The organism is Serratia surfactantfaciens (genome assembly GCF_001642805.2).
GTDB lineage: Bacteria > Pseudomonadota > Gammaproteobacteria > Enterobacterales > Enterobacteriaceae > Serratia > Serratia surfactantfaciens.
In genome coordinates this window covers 4787852-4810377 of sequence record NZ_CP016948.1, presented here as the reverse complement: position 1 = coordinate 4810377, position 22526 = coordinate 4787852, and the positions used below count along the sequence as shown (strand labels likewise).

Below are 22526 nucleotides of genomic sequence, written 5' to 3'. Positions count from 1 at the left end.
AGTCATTTCTTACCAACCAGCATATGATCTGGGCAGCAACGGGCGATTTGGTTAATCGTTTCACGCCCCAAGCCTTCGGCAATATTAATTTAGGCTGTGCCCTTTAGCCTTGACCTGACAAATTATTAATTCGGCAGCAACACATAGAGATAGAGAAGGTTCTCATGTCAAACAACATTCGTATCGAAGAAGACCTGTTAGGAACACGTGAAGTCCCCGCAGACGCTTACTACGGAGTTCATACTCTGCGTGCGATTGAAAACTTCTACATCAGCAACAGCAAAATCAGCGATGTCCCCGAGTTCGTTCGCGGCATGGTGATGGTGAAAAAGGCCGCGGCGATGGCCAACAAAGAACTTAAAACCATCCCGCGCAAAATCGCCGACGTGATCATCCAGGCCTGCGACGAGGTGCTGGATAAAGGCAAATGCATGGATCAGTTCCCGGTGGACGTGTTCCAGGGCGGCGCAGGCACCTCGCTGAACATGAACACCAACGAAGTGCTGGCGAACATCGGCCTCGAGCTGATGGGCCACCAAAAAGGCGAATACCAATACCTGAACCCGAACGATCACCTCAATAAATGCCAATCCACCAACGACGCCTACCCGACCGGGTTCCGCATCGCGGTGTACGCCTCCAACCAGAAGCTGATCGACGCCATCAACCAACTGCGCGAAGGCTTCGATCGCAAGGCGAAAGAGTTCGAAACCATCCTGAAGATGGGCCGCACCCAGCTGCAGGACGCGGTGCCGATGACTCTCGGCCAGGAATTCCACGCCTTCAGCGTGCTGCTGAACGAAGAAACCCGCAACCTGCACCGCACCGCGGAGCTGCTGCTGGAAGTGAACCTGGGCGCCACCGCCATCGGCACCGCGCTCAACACCCCGGAAGGCTATCAGCCGCTGGCGGTGCAAAAACTGGCGGAAGTCAGCGGCCTGCCGGTCGTGCCGGCGGAAGACCTGATCGAAGCCACCTCCGACTGCGGCGCCTACGTGATGGTGCACAGCGCGCTCAAACGCCTGGCGGTGAAACTGTCCAAAATCTGTAACGACCTGCGCCTGCTCTCCTCCGGCCCGCGCGCCGGCCTGAACGAAATCAACCTGCCGGAGCTGCAGGCGGGGTCGTCCATCATGCCGGCCAAAGTGAACCCGGTGGTGCCGGAAGTGGTCAATCAGGTGTGTTTCAAGGTGATTGGCAACGACACTTGCGTTACCATGGCGGCCGAAGCGGGCCAGCTGCAGTTGAACGTGATGGAGCCGGTGATCGGCCAGGCGATGTTCGAGTCGATCCACATCCTGACCAACGCGTGCTACAACCTGCTGGAAAAATGCATTAACGGCATCACCGCGAATAAAGAAGTCTGCGAACACTACGTCTTCAACTCGATCGGTATCGTCACCTATCTGAACCCGTTCATCGGCCACCATAACGGTGACATCGTCGGGAAGATCTGCGCCGAAACCGGCAAGAGCGTGCGTGAAGTGGTGCTGGAACGCGGCCTGCTGACCGAAGCCGAGCTGGATGACATCTTCTCCGTGGAGAACCTGATGCACCCGGCCTATAAAGCCAAACGCTATACGGATGAAAATGAACAATAACAGACCTACCCGGTAGCCCTGAAAGGCACGCTAAATCCTCTGGATAGCGTGCCTTTTTACTTTCCGGCGCCCACAAAATTTTAACGTTTTATTTTCAATTTACACCCTAAATCATTGGGACTGCATCAAGGCGGCAAGAGCGCAAGTCCCCAGGAGCTTACTCAAGTAAGTGACTGGGGTCAGTGATCGCAGCCAACACCGATGCAGTTTCAAGGACGACGGGAAATCTCATTTTAAGGAGTAAACACTATGCTAGCCTTGGAATTGGTTATCGTTCTGCTGGCCATCTTTTTAGGGGCCAGGTTGGGCGGTATCGGTATCGGGTTCGCGGGGGGATTGGGCGTTCTGGTCCTGGCGCTGATCGGCGTTAAGCCGGGCAGCATTCCCTTCGACGTGATTTCCATCATCATGGCGGTGATCGCGGCGATCTCCGCCATGCAGGTCGCCGGGGGGATGGACTATCTGGTACAGCAGACCGAAAAGCTGCTGCGCAAGAACCCCAAGCACATCACCATTCTCGCCCCTATCGTCACCTACTTCCTGACCATCTTCGCCGGCACCGGCAACATCTCGCTCTCGGCGCTGCCGGTGATCGCCGAAGTGGCGAAAGAACAGGGCATCAAGCCTTGCCGGCCGCTGTCGACCGCCGTGGTGTCCGCCCAGATCGCCATCACCGCCTCGCCGATCTCTGCCGCGGTGGTGTACATGTCTTCGGTGATGGAAGGCCACGGCGTCAGCTACCTGCACCTGCTGATGGTGGTGATCCCGTCCACCTTCTGCGCCGTGCTGGTGATGTCGCTGCTGGTGACCTGGCTGTTCGACTCCAAGCTGTCTAACGATCCGGTCTACCTGAAACGCCTGGAAGAAGGCCTGATCACCCTGCGCGGCAACAACGCGCTGGAGATCAAACCGCGCGCCAAAGCCTCGGTGCTGCTGTTCCTGCTGGGCGTACTGTGCGTGGTAGCCTACGCCATCATCAACAGCCCGGGCCTGGGCCTGGTGGCCAAGCCGCTGATGAACACCACCAACGCCATCCTGATCATCATGCTGAGCGTCGCCACGCTGACTACCCTGCTGTGCCGCGTCGACACCGACATGGTGCTGAACTCCAGCACCTTCAAGGCCGGCATGAGCGCCTGTATCTGTATCCTCGGCGTCGCCTGGCTGGGCGACACCTTCGTGCAGGCCAACATCGACTGGATCAAAGAGACGGCAGGCAGCGTCATTCAGGCGCACCCGTGGCTGCTGGCGGTGATCTTCTTCTTCTGCTCGGCGCTGCTGTACTCGCAGGCCGCCACCGCCAAGGCGCTGATGCCGATGGCGCTGGCGCTGAACGTGTCGCCGCTGACCGCCGTCGCCTCCTTCGCTGCCGTATCCGGCCTGTTCATCCTGCCGACCTACCCGACGCTGGTCGCCGCGGTGCAGATGGACGATACCGGCACCACGCGCATCGGCCGCTTCGTGTTCAACCATCCGTTCTTCATTCCCGGCACCATGGGCGTGATTTTCGCGGTGGTATTCGGCTTCCTGCTCGGCAGCATCATGCTGTAACGCTTCGACCGGGGCTGCGGCCCCGGTTTTCCTTCTGGCGATAAACTCGCCTTCTAGCCAATCCGCCTTCAGGGTATAGTGCCCATTCGAACCGAAGAGAGGGCTGAAGATGTCTGATTGCGAAGCTGTCGTCATACTCTGTACCGCACCCGATGAAGCCAGCGCCCAGGAACTGGCGGCGCGGGTCTTGGGCGATAAGCTGGCGGCCTGCGCCACGCTGCTGCCCGGCGCCACCTCGCTGTATTACTGGGAAGGGAAGCTGGAACAGGAATACGAGGTGCAGATGCTGTTCAAAAGCGATCGCCGCCGTCAGCAGGCCCTGCTCGACACCCTGAAACAACATCACCCCTACCAGACGCCCGAGCTGCTGGTATTGCCGGTGATGGCCGGAGATAAAGACTACCTGTCATGGATCAACGCTTCATTAAACTGATTTTGCTGCTGTGCAGCCTGTTCTTCCTGCCGCAGGCGGCGCAGGCCTCGCTGTTCGCACCGACGGGCGGCAGCCAGTTCGTGCCCGTCGATCGGGCTTTTGCTTTCGATTTCAAACAGCAAGGCAGCCAGGTGACGCTGAACTGGCAGATCCGCCCCGGCTATTACCTGTATCGTCAGCAGATCAAACTGGTGCCGCAACAGGCGACGCTCGGCGCCTTTACCCTGCCGGAAGGTTTGAGCCACAAGGACGAGTTCTTCGGCGAAGTCGCCATCTTCAAGCAGCAGCTTAATCTGCAGGTGCCGCTGCAACAGGCGGCGGCCAACGCCAGCCTCAGCGTCACCTATCAGGGCTGCGCCGAGGCCGGTTTCTGCTATCCGCCGGAAACCCGGGTGATCCCGTTGGACGCGGTCAGCGCCGCAGCAGCCGCACCGCTTTCGGCCTCTGCACCGGCTGAAGCGCCCGCCGCACCGGCCAGCCTGCCGTTCTCGCCGCTGTGGGCATTGCTGATCGGCATCGGTATCGCCTTCACGCCGTGCGTGCTGCCGATGTACCCGCTGATCTCCGGCATCATTCTCGGCCGCGACCGGCCGCAAAGCAGCGGCCGCATTCTGGCGCTGGCGGTGGTTTACGTGCAGGGCATGGCGCTCACCTACACCCTGCTCGGGTTGGTGGTGGCCGCCGCCGGGCTGCAGTTCCAGGCGGCGCTGCAACATCCTTATGTCTTGATCGGCCTGTCGGTGCTGTTCATCGCCCTGGCGCTGTCGATGTTCGGCCTCTATTCCCTGCAGCTGCCTTCCGCACTGCAAACCCGGCTGGCTAACTGGAGCAACACCCAGCGCGGCGGCTCGCTGACCGGCGTATTCCTGATGGGCGCCCTGGCCGGGCTGATTTGCTCGCCCTGCACCACCGCGCCGCTCAGCGCCATCCTGCTGTATATCGCCCAGAGCGGCAATCTGTGGGCTGGCGGCGGCACGCTGTACCTGTACGCGCTGGGGATGGGCATTCCGCTGGTGATCGTCACCCTGTTCGGCAACCGCCTGCTGCCGCGCAGCGGCCCGTGGATGCAGTACGTGAAAGAGGCCTTCGGCTTCGTCATTCTGGCGCTGCCGGTGTTCCTGCTGGAGCGAGTGATCGGCGATCTGTGGGGCATGCGTTTGTGGAGCCTGCTCGGCCTGGCATTCTTCGGTTGGGCCTTCGCCCTGAGCCTGAGAAGCGCGCGCGGCTGGGCTCGCGCCTTGCAACTGCTGCTGCTGGCGGCAGCGGTGATCGCCGCACGGCCGCTGCAAGATTGGGCTTTCGGCGCCGACCAGGCGCAGCAGGCTGCTCAGCCGCACCTGGCCTTTACCCGTATCAACAACGTCGAACAGCTCGATCTGGCGCTGCAACAAGCGCGGGGCAAGCCGGTGATGCTCGATCTGTACGCCGACTGGTGCGTGGCCTGTAAAGAGTTCGAGAAATACACCTTCAGCGATGCGGCGGTACAGGCGAGCCTGGCCAACGCGGTGCTGCTGCAAGCGGACGTGACCGCCAACAGCGCAGAACAGGCTGCGCTGCTGAAGCATCTGCAGGTGTTGGGGCTGCCGACGATCCTGTTCTTCGATCCGGCAGGCCGCGAGCTGGCGGCCGAGCGGGTCACCGGCTTTATGAAGGCGGAAGCCTTCAACGCGCATTTGCAGAAAGTGATGCGATAACTGACACTGAAGATCGGAAGTGAATGGGAGGAAGCACAAGTGCAACGTGAACACGTCCTTGATACCGCGCTGGGCCTGTTGGAACAACAGGGCCTGGCGACCGCCACATTAGAGATGCTGGCGGAAAAACTCGACGTTCAACCCGGCGATCTCAAACGGTTCTGGCCGGATCGCGAAGCGCTGCTGTACGACTGCCTGCGCTATCATGGCCAGCAGATAGACACCTGGCGCCGCCAGCTGCTGCTGGACGAAAATCTGAGCCCGCAGCAAAAGCTGCTGGCGCGCTATGACGTGCTGGCGGAATACGTGCAGCAAGACCGCTACCCCGGTTGCCTGTTTATCGCCGCCTGCAGCTTCTTCCCGGAAACGGATCACCCGATCCACCAACTGGCGGAGCAGCAAAAGCTGACTTCGCTGGAGCTGACCCGCGAACTGCTGCGCGACATGGACGCCGACGACGCCGATATGGTGGCGCAGCAAATGGAGCTGATTCAGGAAGGTTGCCTGAGCAAACTGCTGGTAAAACGCCAGCTCCAGGACGTATCGGTCGCCAAACGGCTGGCGGAAGACATCTTGCAGGTGGCGCAATGCCGCCGTAACGGGGCGCTGAGCTGAATCTGCAGGGTCGGCGGCGCAGCCAACCCAAGGCGCTCTCTCTGACAGGCGCATTTTTTGCGCCCTTTGCCTGAAAAGCCAGCAACCGGACGCATTTTAGCGTCTTTCACGCATAAAGCCGTTGACGGCTTTATGCCAATACGGTTTAATGCTGCCCGTTGCCCGGATAGCTCAGTCGGTAGAGCAGGGGATTGAAAATCCCCGTGTCCTTGGTTCGATTCCGAGTCCGGGCACCATATTTAGAGAACCCAGCCTATGGCTGGGTTTTTGCTTTTCAGAGACAGGACTCTCCATCGAACTGCGTTCGATTATTCGGCCAAAGGCCTCACCCTGCGGGCCAGCGCTAAAGCGCTGTTCAACACGGCGCCAGCGCCGGTTGTCCGAGTCCGGTCGCCCTATATAGAGAACCCAGCCTATGGCTGGGTTTTTGCTTTTCAGAGACAGGACTCTCCATCGAACTGCGTTCGATTATTCGGGCTTTCGTTGGCTCGGCGGAATCAGCCCAATCAGCGCCAGTACGCAAGATTTGGCGGCTAATACCAGATTGAGATGCCCGGGGAAAGCGACGTTGATGAACCAAAAGGCCAGGAAGATCGCCAGAGAAACCGGCCAGGCGAGCACGAAGAACCGGGTATCGCATAACCGCTGGGCGCAAAACAGCAGCGTCAGCACGATCGCCAACACGCCGAAAGGAAGATACAGAATCAGCCTCAGGTAAGAGGCGATGACATCGGCGAACGAAACGTTATTGATGACGGAAATCGTCAATTTCTGAAAGAATAATGCGTCGTTGTTATAGAGCTCTAAAAGATTTAACCACGCAAAGCTGAACCCTATCGTTAACGACATCCATACTGCGTATTCTTTGCGGGATAGGGGATTGGTGATCAAACTCAGTCTCTCGTTCAGCCAGCGGTTCCGAACAAAGGATATAGCATAAAAACGCTGAACCGGCGGTAAACGGCAGTTCAGCGTTGTTGTTCAACTCGTCTGAACAGACGCTCTTTTTCTCACTCCGCCATCGTCTCCGTACGCGCGAAATGAATAAACTCAGGCGCCGCAATACGCAGATAATCCTGCGCATTGAGCACCACGGAGCGTTGCAGATCGCCGGCGTTAAACGCAATGTCATCGTAACGCTCAAACAGCTCCGGATCGGCGACCAGCCTGAGCTGCGGGTGGAAGCTGAACGGCGGGATCGCCCCCGGCACGCAGGCCGTCAGGGTCGCGATTTCCGCCGGGCTGACCAACGACGCCTTTTTACCGCCCAACTCGGCCGCCAACCGCTGCAGATCCGCCTGACGGTCCGCCGCCAGCACCGCCAAAATGTAATGCTTGGCTCCGTCGATGCGCGTTTGGCACACCAGTGCCTTGGCGCCCTGCCCCTGTTCGGTGCCGCGCAATGCCGCTACCGCTTCGCAGCGCCCCTCCGCCGGATGTTCTATCACCCGGAATGCGGCCTCTCCGGCGCTCAGCAGCGCCACGACCTGCTCAAATACCGTCTTGTCTGTCACCATGGTTCTCTCTCGTCATCCGCCTGTTTCTATTGACCTGCCAGCAACTCGCCGTAGCGGCGAATGTCGACGTTGCCACCGCTGATGATCACACCGACGCGTTTTCCCCGCAGCATCGATTTCTGCGCGCAGGCGGCGGCGAACCCCAGGCAGCCGGTTGGCTCCACCACCATTTTCATCCGTTCAGCGAAAAAGCGCATGGCGGTAATCAGCTCATCGTCGGTCACCGTCAGAACGTCGTCAACGTCCCGGCGGATAATCGGGAAAGTATGTTGGCCCAGATGCTGCGTCTGTGCGCCATCGGCGAGGGTCTGCGGCGTCTCAATGTGAACGATGCGGCCGGTACGGAATGATTGCTGCCCGTCATTGCCCGCCAAAGGCTCTACGCCATAGACTCGGCAACCCGGCGACAGCCGACGCGCGGCGAGTGCAGAGCCGGCCAGCAACCCGCCGCCGCCCAGGCAAACGAACAGCGCGTCCAGTTCGCCGACCCCGTCGAACAGCTCTTTAGCCGCGGTACCCTGCCCGGCGATCACCTGCGGATGATCGTAAGGCGGGATCAGCGTTAATCCCTGTTGCTGCGCCAGATCCCGGCCGATCTGCTCGCGATCCTCATGATAACGGTTGTACTCCACCACTTTGCCGCCATAGCCGCGCGTCGCAGCCACTTTGGCCGCCGGCGCGTCGTGCGGCATAACGATCGTGGCGGGAATGTCGAGCAGCCTGGCAGCCAGCGCGATCGCCTGTGCATGATTGCCGGAAGAAAAGGCCACTACCCCGGCCTTGCGCTGCGCCGGAGAAAACTGCAGCAAGGCATTCATCGCACCGCGAAATTTAAAGGCGCCCATGCGCTGCAGGTTCTCGCATTTGAAAAATACGCTGGCGCCGAAATCGTCGTCAACCGTGCGTGAAGTCTGCACCGGCGTGCGGTGAGCATAATCCTTGATGCGCGCGGCGGCGGCGGCCACGTCGTCATAAACGGGTAAAATCAAATCGGTCATAGCGTTACCTGTCAGTAAGGGTTAAAGGGCGGCCAACGCGACAGCTTCCACTTCCACGGCGGCGCCATAATGCAGCTGCGATACGCCGGCCACCGCGCGCGCAGGGCGAAACTCGCCGATCCATTCGGCATACAGCGCATTGAAGGTCGGCCACAAATCGATATCCGTCAGATAGACGCGCACCTGAACCAGTTGCGCGCGGCCGACGCCGGCCCCTGCCAGGCAGGCATCCAGATTGTCGAGCACCTGGCGGACTTGCCGCGCGAAAGGTTCGCCGGCAAGACTCTCACCGGAAAAGGCGATCGGCAATTGGCCAGAGATATAGACCGCCCCATTGGCCGTGCAACTGGGTGAGTAATGACCGGCGGGAGGAAAGCCGCCGGATCCGTTGTAAACCACATCATGCTTCATATTTAATCCTTGCACAGGTTCGAAAAGCCCTGCGGCAACCGCGCAGGGCGGCATTCAGACGGGTTTGCGCACGGCAGCTTCAGGCAGCCTCACCTGAAAACCCACACGCTCTTTCTGCCAGTAAGAAATCGCCATGGTCGCCACGCCGTTGCCGGCCACGTTGGTCAACGTACGCATGGTATCCATCAAGCGATCCACGCCAAGAATCAGCGCCAGCCCCTCCATCGGTATCTCTGGAAACATCAACAGCGAAGCGGACAGCGTGACGAAAGCGCCGCCCGTCACGCCGGCTACGCCTTTCGAGGTCAGCAGAAACACCATCAATAGGCCGGCCTGTTGCGCCAGGCTCAGCTCCAAACCGGCGGCCTGAGCGATAAACAGCGCCGCTAACGTCATGTAGATTGAAGAGCCGTCCAGATTCAAGGAGTAACCGGTCGGCACGACAAAACCGACGGTGGCTTTACTACAGCCGGCCAATTCAAGTTTTTTCATCAGGCCCGGCAAGGCGGCTTCCGATGAGGTGGTGGTAAAGGCGATGATCAGCTCTTCCCTGATGAGTTTTAAGAAACCGAACAGGCTAAAACGGGTCAACCAGGCCACCACGGAAAACACCACCACAATGAGGAACAGACACCCCAGATAGACCAGCCCCACCAATTTCATCACCGGCATCAGCGCGCCAATGCCGTATTTGCCCAGCATGAACGCCGCCGCGCCAAATACGCCAACGGGCGCCAGCTTGAGGATGATATTGACCACTTTGAAGGTGGCTTCGGTAAGCAGATTCACCAAATCAACCACCGGCTTGCCTTTATCGCCCATTGCGTACAGCGCATAGCCAAACAGCAGAGCCACCAACAAGATTTGCAGCATGATGCCGCTGGCCAACGCATCAACCACCGTTTTCGGGATAATGCTCATCACGAAGTCCACGCCTTGCAGGGGCTCCGCCGGTTTAAGCACCGTGGCGGCATCAGCATGCAAGGCCAGCCCCTTGCCCGGCTCAAACAGATTGCCCATCACCAGGCCGATCAGCAGTGCCAACGTGCTGACCGCTTCGAAATAACAGACCGAGATCATGCCCAGGCGACCAACGCCGGCACCGCGTTTAACCTGCGCAAAACCGGCCACCACGGTGAGAAACACAATCAGGCCGGCCACCATTTTGATCAGCTTGACGAAGGCCGCCGCCAGCGGATTGAGCTGAGCGCCAATTTGCGGCCACAGCACTCCCAGCGCGCCACCGGCCGCCAGCCCTACCACTAACTGAAAGGTCAGCGTGGAGTAAAAAGGTTTTCGTGCAGAACCGACGACTGAAGTTGCAGACATTATTGTTCTCCATGCCCTTGCGGGCCGTTGAAGCTAGCGCTGAAAAACCCCGGTGTGTGCGATACGGCTTTTAACGCACGAACATTGTCATACTCAAAACAAATAATCTAAAATTAGAAAATAAGTCCAATGATGATGTTATATACCTGCGCGACAGTCAAATGCTAATCGGGAAGTGCAGAATTGGGAGCAGGATCATTTTTAGTGTCGCCAGGCGCCAGATGAAAACCGCCGTGCGCCGCACTTGTGGTATGTTCTTCATCTGGATCTGGTTCGAAATGAGCCAACGCCGCCAAGAGAGTGATCGGAGTGCCCTATGCCTGAAGTGCCGGAAAATTTGCTGTTATCCCAGTTAAACGTGATTGCCGAGGGGCTGAGCGCCACCTTCGCGCCGTTTTGCGAAGTGGTGGTTCACGATCTGCAAAATCCCGAACACGCCATTTTGGCGATCCACAACAACCTGTCCGGACGAGAAGTCGGCCAAGCGGCGACGGAACTTGGCCTGGCTCGCATCGCTTCGGCGGAGTTTCCCAGCGTGATCGCCAACTACGGCAACCAGTTCGCCGACGGTCGCCCGGCGAAAAGCACCTCGATCGGCATCAAGAATGCGCAGGGCGACTACGTCGCCGCACTCTGTTTGAACGTTGATATGACGCTGTTCCGCGGCATGCAAAGCGCGCTGGCGCAGTTCACGCAAACGGCGGCCGGCGCGGTGACGGAACACCTGGAGCCCAGCGGCGCGGAGGCCATCCGCAACCGTATCGATCGCTTCGCCGCACGCCACGCCACCACGCCGCGCGCGCTGAAAACGCCGGAGAGAAAGCGGTTGATTCAGGAACTGAGGGAGCAAGGTCTGCTCGAGGTTAAAAAGGCGATGGAAATCGTGGCGCAGCACCTCGGCGTTTCCCGCGCTTCGGTGTATCTCTATGCGAAAGAAGAGTGAAAAGGCGACGCCTTTCAGCCCCACCTGGTTACTTTACGTTTTTTCATAGAAAACCCGCCATACGGCGGGCTATTGCTATGTGATCATTTGAGGTTTATCAGCCTAAGCGAGCGATTTGCCGATCCTGCCAGCGCCCGAACAGCAACAGGCCGCATATCGCCCCGAGCAGCGCGCAGAACATGTCGGACTGGGTGTCCCACGGGTCACCCTGAGTACCGAGAAACTCGTCGGCGCCCTGGCCCAGCGCCAGCGCCGCCCACCATTCGATCAGCTCATACAGGGCGCTGATCGCCAGCGCGATGCAGCACACCACGAAGCCCAGCATCTTGCGCCCCTGTACATAGCCGCCGCGCAGCAGGATCTCGCGCGCCGCCAGCGCCGGCACCAATCCCTGAAAGAAATGCCCCAATTTGTCGTACGGGTTGCGATCAAGATCCAGCCACTGCTGCACCTCAAACCCCAGCGGCACGCGGGCATAGCTGTACATACCGCCGAAAATCAGAATCAGCGCGTGGAAGAAAATCAGCGTGTAGAGCAGCGGCGTCAGCGGGTAGCGGCGGTGGGTCAGCCACAGCAGCGGCAAAACAATCAAGACCGGCGCCACTTCCATCAGCCAGGTGGTGCGATCGTAAGGATGAATGCCGCTGTGGATCAGCGCCGCCAGCAGCAGCAGGGTGATCACAGACAACAACAGCGGAGAGCGTGAAACGGGCATATCCAACGTTCCTTCGGGTCAATAAGGCAATCCCCTCTTTATACCGCAGATCGCACGGCGAAAAAAAACAGGCGGAGCGTCGCCGCTTCGCCTGTTCGAGGTGTGCTTATCTGGGTGAGATTATTTCAGCGCTACGCGGATCACGTCGTCCGGCGCGGTCGCTTCTTTCTCGCGGCTGGAAGCCTGTTTGACGCTGACATACAGCGTTTGGCCATCCGGCGACAGCGCCAGGCTGTTCGGATGGGTCGGCGTCTTGATGGTGTTCAGCACCTTGTAGCTCTTGGCGTCGATCACGCTCACTTCGCCCGCCTGGCGGTGGGTAACGTAAACCTCATTGCGCGCCGGGTTGAACAGCACCGCCAGCGATTCCGGCACGTCGATCTTGCTCAGGATGTTGCCGTTGCGGGTATCCACCACCAGCACCTGCGGCTGCTTGGAATCGGTGATGAAAGCGCGGTGAGTGGCGGTATCCAGGCTGATGTTCAGGAAGAAGTGCTCTTTAGACTCATCCAGCTTCTTGCGCGACAGCACCTTGTTGCTCTGGGTGTCGATGGTCACCAGCTCGCCGTCGGCGTTGGTGACATACAGGCGTTTGGCGGCGGCGTCCAGCGCCAGGCCGGTGCCGTATTTGCCGGTGTCGGTCACGGTAGCGCGCAGGGTCAGATCCTTGCCGTCCACCACCCACACCACGCTGGAATCCCCCAGCCCGGTGATGTACAGCGTGTCGCTGTCGGCATCCGCCACCAGTTCACGCGGCGCCAGCGGCTTAACGGTTTCGGAGCGCTGGCGCGCGTCCAGCACCAGGCGGCCTTTCACGTCGCCGGTTTTGGCGTCGATCGCGGTTACCGAGTTATTGACGGTGTTGCCGAAGAACAGCGTGCCGGTCTTGGCATTGACGGCGGCGCCAAACGGCTTGATGTCGTTATGGATAATCTGGGTCACATCCAGCGTGGTCGGATCCAGACGGTAGACGATGCCGCCCTTGTCCAGCTTGCGGCTCTGCGAGGTGGCCAGGTAGAGCGCGTTTTCGCTCGGGCTGTAAGCCATTTCATAAGCGCCTTTGCCGACCGGCTTGCGCAGCACTTCCGGCGCGGTTTGCGCCTGCAAGGTGTTGGAGAACAGCAGCGTGGACAGCAGCATCAGCGGGAATGCCGCACGTTTTCCCTTGGTAATCAAAGTATTCATCAAAATCTCCTTATATCCTTCATACTTGCAGCTACATCGGTGTTGGCTGCGCTCGCTCGCCCCAGTCACTTACCTGAGTAAGCTCCTGGGGACTCACGTTCTTGCCGCCTTGATGCAGATGCAACTATTTTGGATATGGCTCAAAAGAGCGGCGCTTTATGTCAAACCAGACGGCCGCCGCATTATCGTTATTAAAAATCAGGCTTTCTCTTCGGAAAGCAGCGCCCACCAGCTGTCGATGGTCGGGTTGCGCGCCAGCGCGATAAAGTCGATGTCGCTGCGGATCTTGCGCCAGCGAGTCGCCAGCTCCATGATGCGCACCGAATCCAGCCCGTAATCGATCAGGTTTTCATCGTTGCCCATGTCTTCGCTGTCTTCGTCCAGCAGCGGCAGGATCTGCTGACGCAGCGCATCGATGCTGGCGATACCGGCCGCCGGCAACAGAGACGCGGTGGTCACCACCCGGCCGCAGCGGCCGGCGGTGTAACGCAGCGCCATCAGGTGTTCGTCGCGCGAGAAGTCCGCCAGGCCATCGGCCACCATGAACGGCTGGATATTGCGCATGAAGGCGTCGATGGCGGTGGTCAGGCAGCCGATGTGCGCATACACGCCACAGATGATCAGCTGATCGCGGCCGGACTCCTGCAGGATCTCCTGCAGCGGCGAGCGATGGAAGGCGCTGTAGCGCCATTTCACCAGCACCGTATCGTCTTCGTCCGGCGCCAGCGCGGCGGTCACCGCCTGCTGCTCGGGGTGCTTGTTCAGGCCCGGCCCCCACATGTCGTTCAACAGCGCGCGATCTTCATCGCTCTGCTGGTTCGGCTGCGCGGTATAGAACACCGGAATACCCTGCTGCTTGCAGTAGCGGCGCAGGTTGGCGATGTTCTCCACCACCTGTTTAATCAGCGCGCTGTCCTCGCCCCAGAAGTTGAGGAAATACTGCTGCATATCGTGGATCAACAGCGCGGCGCGCTGCGGCTCCACCTGCCAGGTGACTTTATTTTGCGGCAGTTCGTCCGCCGTCGGCAGCGCGTAATCATTAAGTTTTGGAATGGCCATCGATTAATCTCCCTGAGCCTGAGTCTGTAATTGCGCTTCGAGCTGCTGGCGCAGCCGTTTTTTGTCCACTTTGCCGACCGGGGTCAGCGGCAGGCTGTCCACCTGAATAAAGCGATCCGGCAGTTTGAAGTCCGCCACGCCCTGTTCACGCAGGTGACGGCGCAGCACCACCGGTTTCAGCGGCGCGTTGGCGATGATATAGGCGCAGCTCTTCTCCCCCATCAGCGCGTCCGGCATAGATACCAGCGCGGCATTGATCACGTCCGGATGGCGCAGCAGCTGGTTCTCGATCTCCTCGGCGGCGATCTTCTCCCCACCGCGGTTGATCTGGTCTTTTTGCCGCCCCTGCACGGTGATGTAACCGTCTTCGCTGATGCTGATCAGATCGCCGGAGCAATAGAAACCGTCGGCGTCGAAAGCATCGGCGTTGTGCGCCGGGCTCTGGTAGTAACCGCGGAAGGTGTAAGGCCCGCGCGTCATCAACCGTCCGACCTCGCCCGCCGGCAACGGATTGCCGTCGTCATCCGCCACCCATACCTCGTCGTCCGGCGACATCGGCCGCCCTTGCGTCGCCAGGATGTGGCGCTCGTCGTCGTCCAGTCGGGTGTAGTTCACCAGCCCTTCCGCCATGCCGAACACCTGCTGCAGTTGGCAGCCGATTTCGTTCTGAATGCGCGCCGCCAGCGTTTCGCCCAGCTTGGCGCCGCCCACCTGCAGCAGTTTCAGGCTGGCAAGCTGGGCATTGCCGCCCCACTCTTCGATCGCCTGCAGCCACAGCGTGACCGCCGGCGGCACCAGCGCCGTCACGTTGATTTGGTGCTGTTCGATCAGGCGGAAACATTGCCCGGCGTCCGGATCGGCGGCGAACACCACCAGCCCGGCGCCATAAAACACGCCCAGCACGCCCGGCGAACTCATCGGGTAGTTGTGCGCCACCGGCAGCGCGCACAGATAGCGGGTCTGCGCATCGAAACGGCAGATCTCCACGCTGCGGCGAATGCTGTAGTAGTAGTCATTGTGGGTGCGCGGGATCAGCTTCGGCGTACCGGTGCTACCGCCGGAAAGCTGGAAGAACGCCACCTGATCGGCCGCGGAAGGCTGCGCGACGAAATCGTCGCTCGCTTCGTCCAGCCAGGCGGCCAGCGCCAGCTCACCCTCGGCCTGGCTGCGCAGCGCCACGACCCGCAGCGAAGGATGCGTATCGCGGAAGGCGCTCAGGAATTGATCGTCGGCAAACAGTGCGTGCTGACGATCGGCGATCAGCAGCGCCGGTTTGATCTGCTCGGCATAGGCGTTCAGCTCGCTGCGCTGATGGCTGAACAGCGCGTTGACCGGCGCCACGCCAATTTTCAGCAGCGCGAAGAACACGATATAGAACTCCGCCACGTTGCCCAGCTGCACCAGTGCGGTGTCGCCGGATTTCACGCCGCGGCGCAGCAAAGCGGCCGCCAGGCGATCGGAGCGCTGCTGCAGTTCGCGGTAGGACAGGCTGCTCTGGGCGTCGATGATCGCCGGAGCGTCGTTGTTGGCCTGGCGTTCGAGGATCTCGGTCAGCGGCTTGTCAATCCAGTAGCCGCGCTCGCGATAGCGGCTGGCGAACTCCGCCGGCCAGGGGGTAAAGGCAATGCTCATCTTGTCGTTATCCTTGATTCATACCAAAGGCACGCAGAATGGTGCTGAGTTTGGTGCCTGTTTCATGCCATTCAGATTCGGGTGAAGAGTCTTCCACGATGCCGGCGCCGGCGAACAGCCGTACCCGGTTGCCGTCAACGGTGCCGCAGCGGATAGTCACTACCCACTCGCCGTTGCCTTCGTCGTCGCACCAGCCGACGATGCCGCCGAACAGGCCGCGATCGAACGGCTCCAGCTTGCCGATCAGGGCGTGCGCCTGGGCCGTCGGCATGCCGCACAGCGCCGGCGTCGGGTGCAACAGGCAGGCCAGCGACAGGGCGTTTTCGTCGGGAGATGCCGCCTCGCCGTCGATCGGCGTGGAGAGATGCCACAGCGTGGTGGTGGTCAATAATTCAGGGGTTTGCGGCACGTTCAGGTAGCGGCAGCGGCCGGCCAGCACGTCACGCATGCTTTCGGTGACGATGCGATGCTCGTGGCGATCTTTCGCCGAGGCCATCAGCCGCTCTCCCACTTCGCGATCGCGCTGCGGGTCGGCCTCGCGCCGGGCGGAACCGGCCAGCGGGTTGGAATAGAAACGGCCGCCGTCCTGACGCAGCAGCAATTCGGGGCTGGCGCCCAACAGTGCGCCCTGCTCCAGCGGCACATGGAAATGGAAACCGTGTGGGTTCTGGGCAATCACGCGCGCCATCAGCGCATGGCGATCCACCGGCTGACGTGTTTCGATCTCCAGCAGGCGCGACAAGACCACTTTGTCCAACTCACCGGCCTTCATCGCGTCGACGGCGTCGCTGACCATGTTCATGAACGGCTGCTGTGGCGGCAGCTCCGTTACCCCGGCCAGCTCCGGCCCGTCCGCCGCCGGCCTAACGCCGGCCATAAAGGCGGCGCGATCGAACCAGCGGCTCTGCTGCGGAATAAACAGCGCCGAAGGCTGCCGGGTATCGAACGGGATGGCGCCGCACAGCAGCGGCTTTTTGATGCCGGCCTGTCGGGCCTCGGCAAACGCCTGCCGTACGCTGCGCTGGAACTCGCCGTTCAGATCGGCGCCGTCTGCGGCCGGCAGGCGAATGCGGCTGAAACAACCGGTGGTGGTCAGACTGCGGAAAGGAGAAGTAAAGAAGAAGCCCGACGCCGGAGAAAAATCAGCGGCAAATCGCTGCTCTTCGCACTCCTGCACTTCCTTTCGATTGATGTCGTTCACGGCAGTATCCATCGCTTCGCCCTCAAGAATTTGAAGTGATAACCAATATAATAATGATTATCATTTGAGTTAATTCCGCGCTAAATTACTCGCCGATATTTGCTATGTCAATAAACGTAAGCACTTCTTTCATTTCGAAATCATGACATAAACGCTGTGGGTTTTACGCATGCCGATGATAAGCATTGCTATTTGATCCCACAGCGTCGAATTAACGCATTGAGTTACTTTTCACTGGCCGGCTGAGGCTCGTTCTGCGGCTCCGGTTTGTGCATCGTGACCTGACGCAAACCGGTCATGGCGAACAACAGCAGGATGCCGAGCGCCGCCGCGCCGAAGCCAAAGCCGCTGGCGCTCATCGCCGGCAGCATAAAGGCGCCCATCGCCCCCAGCAGCAACGCGCCCAGCGCATCGCCCACCACGTTCTGCGCCGTCCACAGGCCATTGATGCGGCCGAGGAAGTTGTCCGGCGTCAGGCTCTGGATCAGACCGTATTGCAGCAGCGAGTTCAGCGCGCTCAGGTAGCCGAACGCCACCAGACACAGCAACGCCAGGCTGTACCACGGCATCAGGCCGAACAGGCCAATGGCGGCGAACGCCGCGATCGCCGTCAGCAGCATCACCCAGCCGGGGCGCGCCACGTGCGCCACGCGCCCGCTGGTGAACGCGCCGATGGCCGCGCCGAGCGGCACGGCGGCGTACATATAACCGAGGTGGGCAGCGTCGATGTGCCAACCTTCCGCCATCGCCGGGTACAGCACGCGCACCGCGCTGGCCATGGTCAGCAGCGCGCCGATCAGCGCCACCATGCCGATCACCTTGTTCTGGAACAGGAAGGCGAAACCGCCCGCCAGCGCGCGCAGCGGGTGTTCACGCGGCTGCGGCGGCGGCATCAGCTGCGGCAGGCTCAGCAGCGGCAGCAACGTCAGCAGGGTGCCGAACGCCGCCAGACCGTAGTTCCAGGCGATGCCCATATGGGCGATCACCAGGCCGCCGATCGCCGGAGAAAGAATCGAGCCGAAGCGCACCGTCAGCATGCTGATGGCGCCCGCCTGCACGATGTTTTCGCGGCCCACCAACGCCGGCGTGGCCGCCAGCAGCGCCGTCACCCCCACCGCGCCGAAGAAGCCGTCCCACACCGCCAGCAGATAAATGGCCGCCAGCGAAGGCGACGGCAACAGGGCGTTGAGGCACAGGCCGACAAAACCGACGCCGCAGGTGGAGCGCGCAAACAGAATCAGCCGGCGTCGCTCATAGCGATCGGCCAATACCCCTCCCATCAGCAGCCCAGCGAACATGCCGCCGCCGGCCAGCGTCACCGCCAGCCCGACCTGCAGGGTGGAACCGGTCAACGCCTGGATCTGCACCGGGATGGCGATCGCCATCAACCCCAGCGCCACAATGGAGATAAAGCGCGCGCAGAACACCGCGCGGAAAGCCCGGTTGGTTTTCAGCAGGCTAAAATCAAGCAGGATGGAGGGTTTGCTACTCATCGGTTGTTCACCACATCTTTAAACGGGGATTCTGCAGTTGCGGGGCGCTATGCTAGCACAGATGACGAAATCAATAATGATAATAAAACTCATTGATATTCAATTGTGAGCGACCGCAAGAAACGCCGCCAAACGCGGGATAATCCCCGTGTCTGGCGGCGGGATGAGGGAGTCATTACAGCGTGCGCAAGATCCGGTTCAGCAGCGGCCCCAGCACTTTGAACGACGCCGGCGAAACGATATCGACGTGCGCACAGTCCAGCTCTTGCGCCTGCAGCGCATCAACGTACTGCGACCAGGTTTGCTGCACGTCCATCCCTTCCTGCAGCGTGCGTTTAGCGACGAACAGCGTCGCCTGGCCGTGGAAACGGGCGGTGCGGGTACGCGACAGCAACCGCACCGAATCGGCGTAGTTGGCTTCGATGTTGTCGAACATCGCCGTGCGCGTCTCGCCTAGCGCCGGATCGAGCGTGTCCTGCGACACCGCCAGGAACTGCTCGCGCTCGCGCTGCACTTCCTTCAACACGTTGTCGTCCAGCATCACGTCCCAGTTTTGGGTCTCCGGCGGATAGGTATCCAGCAGGCCGAGGAACGCCACCTGCTCGCCGCGCGCCTGCAGCCGGGCGGCGATGCCCTGCGCCAGCGTGCCGCCAAGCGAATAACCGATGAAGTGGTACGGCCCGTGCGGCTGCACCTGCAACACCGTCTGCAAGTGGGCATCCACTACCTGATCCATGTCTTCGCTCAGCGCCAGCGGGCCATCCGGCCGCGGCGACTGGATGCCGACCAGCGACCAGTGTTGGTCGAGATAGCGCGGCAATACGCTGAACTGCCAGGAGAAGCCGGATGCCGGATGCAGACAGAACAGCGTCGGCCCCTCGGTGACGCGCAGCGGCAACACGCTGTCGAAGCCACTGCGATCGGCCTCTTCCTGCGTGCGATCTTCCGCCAGCAAGGCGGCCAGTTGCTCAACGCGCGACGCCACCATCACCTGGCCGACGGACACCGCCTTGCCCAGATCGCGGCGCAGCTCCGCCGCCAGGCGCATCGCCAGCAGCGAATGGCCGCCGAGCGCGAAGAAATCGTCGTCGGCGAACACCTGCTCGCGCTGCAGCAAACGGGCGAATACCGCCGCGATCTCGCTTTCCAACCCGGCCTGCGGCGGCCGTCCTGCCTTGCGTTCACCGCCCTGCGGCTGCGGCAACGCCTTGCGATCCAGCTTGCCGTTGGCGCTCAGCGGCAAATCCTGCATTTCCACCAACGCCACCGGCACCATGTGCGGCGGCAGGCGGTCGGCCAGCGCCGCACGCAAAACTTCCGCATCCCAGCTCGCGCCGGGTTGCATCACCAGATAACCCACCAGCTGGCGCGCATCGCCGCCGGCGTCCACCGGCGTACCCTGCAACACCAGCGCGTGCGTCACCGCCTGGCGCACGCCCGGCAGCGACAGCAAGGCGTGGTCGATTTCACTCAGCTCGATACGCTGCCCGCGGATCTTCAGCTGATCGTCGCTGCGGCCCAAATATTCCACCGCGCCGTCCGGCAGCCAGCGCGCCACGTCGCCGGTGCGGTACATCCGTCCGCCCTCGCCGAACGGATCGGCGACAAAGCGGCTGGCGGTCAGATCCGGCCGGCCAAGGTAGCCGTGCGCCAGCTGCACGCCGGTCAGATACAGATCGCCCGCCACGCCCGGCGGCACCGGCCGCAGGCGCGCGTCCAGAATGCGCAACCCGGTGTTCCATACCGGCAGGCCGATCGGCACGTTGGCGCCGGTCACCTTCGCCAGCGCGTCGCCGTAGGCCGGATGCCAGGTCACGTCCACCGCCGCCTCGGTCGGGCCGTAGAGGTTGTGCAACGGCACCGCCGTGCGGCTTTGCCACAGGCGGCACAGCTCCGCCGGCAGCGCTTCGCCGCTGCAGAACACCTGGCGCAGCGCGGCGCAGCTCGCCACCGCCGCGTCGTCGTCCAGGGCAGCGACGAAGGCCGCCAGCATCGACGGCACGAAGTGCAGCGTGGTAATGCGATGGTGTGCGATCAGCTGTTGCAGCTGCTGCGGGTCGCGGTGCGCCTCCGGCGGCGCCATCACCAGCCGGGCGCCGACCATCAGCGGCCAGAAGAATTCCCACACCGAGACGTCGAAACTGCATGGCGTTTTCTGCAGCACCGCGTCGTCCGCCCCCAGCGGGTACTGGTGCTGCATCCACAGTAAACGGTTGACGATCGCCTGATGGCCGACCAGCACGCCTTTCGGACGCCCGGTGGAGCCGGAGGTAAAGATGATATAGGCCGCATGGTCCGGCGTCGGGCCCGCGATCGCCACCCCGGCGGCGTGATTGGCCGCCAGCGGCGCGTCATACAGCAAGATTTCGCCCTTGTCGGCGAAACGCGCCTGCTGCGCCGGGTTGGTGATGACCAGCCGCGGCGCGGCGTCTTCCAGCATCATCGCCAGCCGCTCGTCCGGATAACCGGTGTCCAGCGGCAGATAGGCGGCGCCCGCTTCCACGATCGCCATCAACGCCAGCGACAGGAACACCGAACGCGGCAGTGCCACCGCCACGATGTCGCCCGGTCGCACGCCCTGCGCCACCAGTTGGCGCGCCAGCGCCGTGACCTGCTCGCGCGTTTCGCGGTAGGTGAAGCTGAAATGCGCATCCGCCAGCGCCGGTGCGTCCGGCGTGGTTTTCGCCTGCTGCGCCAGCAGCTGGCTCAGCGTGGTCGCCGGCACCGGGTGCGCCGTGTCGTTGACCCGCGCCAGCAGCGCGTGATCGTCGGCGGTCAGCATATCGGCTTCGCCGATCGGCAACGTTGCCTGCGCGGCGAACTGCGCCAGCAGCAGCGGCAACCGCTGCAGATGCGCCAGCAGTTCCTGACGGCTGTAACGCTCGGCGTTAGCCAGCAGTTCAACCTTCAGCTGATGGTGTTCGTCGATAAACAGCGCAATCTCCAGATCGCGCACCGGCCCGGAGGCCAGATCGTGGGTAATGCCTTCGATACCGGCGAAATCCAGCTGGTAATCGAACATTTTGAAGTTGAAGACCGTACCGTACAGCGGTTCGCCGTCGCCGATGCGCCCCAGATCGCGCTGTACCTGTTCGGCATCGTAGCGCTGATGGCGGCGCACCGTTTTCAGCTCGCGGCTGATGCGGGTGGCGGCCTCATAGAGCGTGGCCTGCGGCTCGAGGTGCATCTCCATCGGCAGCACGTTGATCACCGGGCCGGCGGCGCACAGGGCGGCCGATCCGGTACGGCGCATGAAGATAAAACCGGCGCTGAAGCTCGGTTGACCGCTCAGACGCGACACCCACAGCGCCACCAGCGCCACCGCCATATCGGCGGCGTTCAGCTTCTGCTGCGCGCCGCACTGCACCAGTTCGGCGAAGGCCTGCGGATCGCAGCGCTGTTCCAGCCGGTGGATGCGCGGCGTGGGCGTTTGCCCGGCCAGCGGCTGCGGGCAGAGCGTGGCCGGTGGCGGCAGCTGCCGTGCTTTTTCGAGCCAGAAATCGGCGTCGCGCTGCCAGGCCGGGGCCTCCCGGTAAGCCTGGTATTCCGCCACCACGTCGCTGAACGCCGTGAAAGGCGTCGGTTCCAGCGCGTCGCCGCGGCAAAGGTGGCTATAAATCGCCGCCACGCGGCGCGCGATGGCGGTGAAGCTGAAACCGTCCACCAGCAGATGGTGATAGCGCTGATACCAGAACCAGCGGTCATCCGCCAGGCGCATCACCACATGACGATACAGCGGCGCGCCGCTGCCGGCGCGCAGATCGCTCGCCAGATCGATATCCATCAGCGCGCGCGCGGCGGCTTCGGGGTCCGGCGACATCGTCAGATCGACAAGTTCCGGCGCGTGTATCGCCAGCGTGTCATCCAGCCATTGCACCGGCACGCCGTCGCGTTCCGCAAAACGCAGGCGCAGCATGTCCACCTCGCCCAGGCCCTGAGTAATGGCCTGCAGCAAAGGTTCCACGGCGACAGGGCCGTTGAGTTCGATGGCGTGCGCCACCGCGTAAGCATTGCGATGCGGGGAAATTTGATCGGCGACCCAAATGCCGGGTTGCGCCGCGACCAGCGGCCATTCGCCCGCAAGCGCCGGGCCGCTGAGAGAGTTAGGGGTGTGTGACACTGCTTATTGCTCCCGTGATTACCTGGCGC

At 61.6% G+C, this 22526-nt stretch carries 18 protein-coding genes and 1 tRNA gene; 7 read left to right on the top strand and 12 right to left on the bottom strand.

Annotated elements, in window-relative coordinates; genetic code table 11:
• Window positions 1-164 precede the first annotated feature (164 nt).
• The 6 genes from aspA (at window position 165) to ATE40_RS22385 (ending at window position 6130) form a co-directional block, all read left to right on the top strand.
• Window positions 165-1601, top strand: a complete 1437-nt coding sequence (gene aspA / locus ATE40_RS22410) for an aspartate ammonia-lyase (protein ID WP_004929659.1) — start codon at window positions 165-167, stop codon at window positions 1599-1601.
• A 249-nt stretch (window positions 1602-1850) separates the two neighbouring features.
• Window positions 1851-3152: an anaerobic C4-dicarboxylate transporter gene (locus tag ATE40_RS22405; protein ID WP_033654882.1), complete on the top strand. Its 1302-nt coding sequence runs from the start codon at window positions 1851-1853 to the stop codon at window positions 3150-3152.
• A gap of 109 nt (window positions 3153-3261) precedes the next feature.
• Window positions 3262-3585 (top strand): divalent cation tolerance protein CutA, encoded by a 324-nt coding sequence (gene cutA / locus ATE40_RS22400; RefSeq protein ID WP_015376376.1) that lies wholly within the window; start codon window positions 3262-3264, stop codon window positions 3583-3585.
• Window positions 3561-5279 (top strand): protein-disulfide reductase DsbD, encoded by a 1719-nt coding sequence (locus ATE40_RS22395; RefSeq protein ID WP_063918005.1) that lies wholly within the window; start codon window positions 3561-3563, stop codon window positions 5277-5279. The genes cutA and ATE40_RS22395 overlap by 25 nt, the downstream gene beginning before the upstream one ends.
• Window positions 5280-5318: 39 nt before the next feature.
• Window positions 5319-5894: a division control transcriptional repressor DicD gene (dicD, locus tag ATE40_RS22390; RefSeq protein WP_015376374.1), complete on the top strand. Its 576-nt coding sequence runs from the start codon at window positions 5319-5321 to the stop codon at window positions 5892-5894.
• A 160-nt stretch (window positions 5895-6054) separates the two neighbouring features.
• Window positions 6055-6130: transfer RNA gene (locus tag ATE40_RS22385), tRNA-Phe, on the top strand.
• A gap of 232 nt (window positions 6131-6362) precedes the next feature.
• Here the strand turns inward: ATE40_RS22385 and ATE40_RS22380 are convergent.
• The 5 genes from ATE40_RS22380 to ATE40_RS22360 all read right to left on the bottom strand — a co-directional run bounded on the left by ATE40_RS22380 (window position 6363) and on the right by ATE40_RS22360 (window position 10149).
• A complete protein-coding gene (locus tag ATE40_RS22380; RefSeq protein WP_230329028.1) occupies window positions 6363-6785 on the bottom strand; it encodes a hypothetical protein in 423 nt (140 codons plus the stop codon).
• A 119-nt stretch (window positions 6786-6904) separates the two neighbouring features.
• On the bottom strand, window positions 6905-7411 hold the full coding sequence (locus ATE40_RS22375; protein WP_063919671.1) for a YbaK/prolyl-tRNA synthetase associated domain-containing protein: 507 nt from the start codon (window positions 7409-7411) through the stop codon (window positions 6905-6907).
• A 26-nt stretch (window positions 7412-7437) separates the two neighbouring features.
• Window positions 7438-8409, bottom strand: coding sequence for a threo-3-hydroxy-L-aspartate ammonia-lyase (locus ATE40_RS22370; protein ID WP_063919670.1), 972 nt, complete (start codon window positions 8407-8409; stop codon window positions 7438-7440).
• A 21-nt stretch (window positions 8410-8430) separates the two neighbouring features.
• On the bottom strand, window positions 8431-8820 hold the full coding sequence (locus ATE40_RS22365; protein WP_063919669.1) for a RidA family protein: 390 nt from the start codon (window positions 8818-8820) through the stop codon (window positions 8431-8433).
• A gap of 54 nt (window positions 8821-8874) precedes the next feature.
• Window positions 8875-10149 carry a cation:dicarboxylate symporter family transporter gene (locus ATE40_RS22360; RefSeq protein ID WP_063919668.1) on the bottom strand — a complete coding sequence of 425 codons (1275 nt, stop codon included), beginning with the start codon at window positions 10147-10149 and terminating at the stop codon, window positions 8875-8877.
• A gap of 316 nt (window positions 10150-10465) precedes the next feature.
• Between ATE40_RS22360 and ATE40_RS22355 the strand changes: the two genes are divergently transcribed.
• Window positions 10466-11092: a helix-turn-helix transcriptional regulator gene (locus tag ATE40_RS22355; RefSeq protein ID WP_004929586.1), complete on the top strand. Its 627-nt coding sequence runs from the start codon at window positions 10466-10468 to the stop codon at window positions 11090-11092.
• A 97-nt stretch (window positions 11093-11189) separates the two neighbouring features.
• On the opposite strand, the gene ATE40_RS22350 is transcribed toward ATE40_RS22355, so the two are convergent.
• The 7 genes from ATE40_RS22350 to ATE40_RS22320 all read right to left on the bottom strand — a co-directional run bounded on the left by ATE40_RS22350 (window position 11190) and on the right by ATE40_RS22320 (window position 22497).
• Window positions 11190-11807 (bottom strand): DUF2238 domain-containing protein, encoded by a 618-nt coding sequence (locus tag ATE40_RS22350; RefSeq protein WP_063919667.1) that lies wholly within the window; start codon window positions 11805-11807, stop codon window positions 11190-11192.
• A 120-nt stretch (window positions 11808-11927) separates the two neighbouring features.
• On the bottom strand, window positions 11928-12947 hold the full coding sequence (yncE, locus tag ATE40_RS22345) for a 7-bladed beta-propeller protein YncE (protein ID WP_370456249.1): 1020 nt from the start codon (window positions 12945-12947) through the stop codon (window positions 11928-11930).
• Window positions 12948-13190: 243 nt separating this feature from the next.
• Window positions 13191-14051: an isochorismatase gene (locus tag ATE40_RS22340; protein WP_016929399.1), complete on the bottom strand. Its 861-nt coding sequence runs from the start codon at window positions 14049-14051 to the stop codon at window positions 13191-13193.
• Between the two features lie 3 nt (window positions 14052-14054).
• Entirely contained in the window at window positions 14055-15683 is a 1629-nt protein-coding gene (locus tag ATE40_RS22335) for a (2,3-dihydroxybenzoyl)adenylate synthase (protein WP_063919666.1), read from the bottom strand.
• A gap of 7 nt (window positions 15684-15690) precedes the next feature.
• Window positions 15691-16896, bottom strand: coding sequence for an isochorismate synthase (locus tag ATE40_RS22330; protein WP_063919665.1), 1206 nt, complete (start codon window positions 16894-16896; stop codon window positions 15691-15693).
• Window positions 16897-17108: 212 nt separating this feature from the next.
• Window positions 17109-18377, bottom strand: coding sequence for an enterobactin transporter EntS (gene entS / locus ATE40_RS22325; protein WP_019453418.1), 1269 nt, complete (start codon window positions 18375-18377; stop codon window positions 17109-17111).
• A gap of 175 nt (window positions 18378-18552) precedes the next feature.
• A complete protein-coding gene (locus ATE40_RS22320; protein WP_063919664.1) occupies window positions 18553-22497 on the bottom strand; it encodes an enterobactin synthase subunit F in 3945 nt (1314 codons plus the stop codon).
• Between the last annotated feature and the right edge of the window lie 29 nt (window positions 22498-22526).

Excerpts from the sequence above, each read along its gene's own strand:
- aspA (WP_004929659.1), top strand. The coding sequence starts at position 165 with ATGTCAAACAACATTCGTATCGAAGAAGACCTGTTAGGAACACGTGAA.
- ATE40_RS22405 (WP_033654882.1), top strand. The coding sequence starts at position 1,851 with ATGCTAGCCTTGGAATTGGTTATCGTTCTGCTGGCCATCTTTTTAGGG.
- cutA (WP_015376376.1), top strand. The coding sequence starts at position 3,262 with ATGTCTGATTGCGAAGCTGTCGTCATACTCTGTACCGCACCCGATGAA.
- ATE40_RS22395 (WP_063918005.1), top strand. The coding sequence starts at position 3,561 with ATGGATCAACGCTTCATTAAACTGATTTTGCTGCTGTGCAGCCTGTTC.
- ATE40_RS22375 (WP_063919671.1), bottom strand. The coding sequence starts at position 7,411 with ATGGTGACAGACAAGACGGTATTTGAGCAGGTCGTGGCGCTGCTGAGC.
- ATE40_RS22370 (WP_063919670.1), bottom strand. The coding sequence starts at position 8,409 with ATGACCGATTTGATTTTACCCGTTTATGACGACGTGGCCGCCGCCGCC.
- ATE40_RS22365 (WP_063919669.1), bottom strand. The coding sequence starts at position 8,820 with ATGAAGCATGATGTGGTTTACAACGGATCCGGCGGCTTTCCTCCCGCC.
- ATE40_RS22360 (WP_063919668.1), bottom strand. The coding sequence starts at position 10,149 with ATGTCTGCAACTTCAGTCGTCGGTTCTGCACGAAAACCTTTTTACTCC.
- ATE40_RS22355 (WP_004929586.1), top strand. The coding sequence starts at position 10,466 with ATGCCTGAAGTGCCGGAAAATTTGCTGTTATCCCAGTTAAACGTGATT.
- ATE40_RS22350 (WP_063919667.1), bottom strand. The coding sequence starts at position 11,807 with ATGCCCGTTTCACGCTCTCCGCTGTTGTTGTCTGTGATCACCCTGCTG.
- yncE (WP_370456249.1), bottom strand. The coding sequence starts at position 12,947 with ATGCTGCTGTCCACGCTGCTGTTCTCCAACACCTTGCAGGCGCAAACC.
- ATE40_RS22340 (WP_016929399.1), bottom strand. The coding sequence starts at position 14,051 with ATGGCCATTCCAAAACTTAATGATTACGCGCTGCCGACGGCGGACGAA.
- ATE40_RS22335 (WP_063919666.1), bottom strand. The coding sequence starts at position 15,683 with ATGAGCATTGCCTTTACCCCCTGGCCGGCGGAGTTCGCCAGCCGCTAT.
- ATE40_RS22330 (WP_063919665.1), bottom strand. The coding sequence starts at position 16,896 with ATGGATACTGCCGTGAACGACATCAATCGAAAGGAAGTGCAGGAGTGC.
- entS (WP_019453418.1), bottom strand. The coding sequence starts at position 18,377 with ATGAGTAGCAAACCCTCCATCCTGCTTGATTTTAGCCTGCTGAAAACC.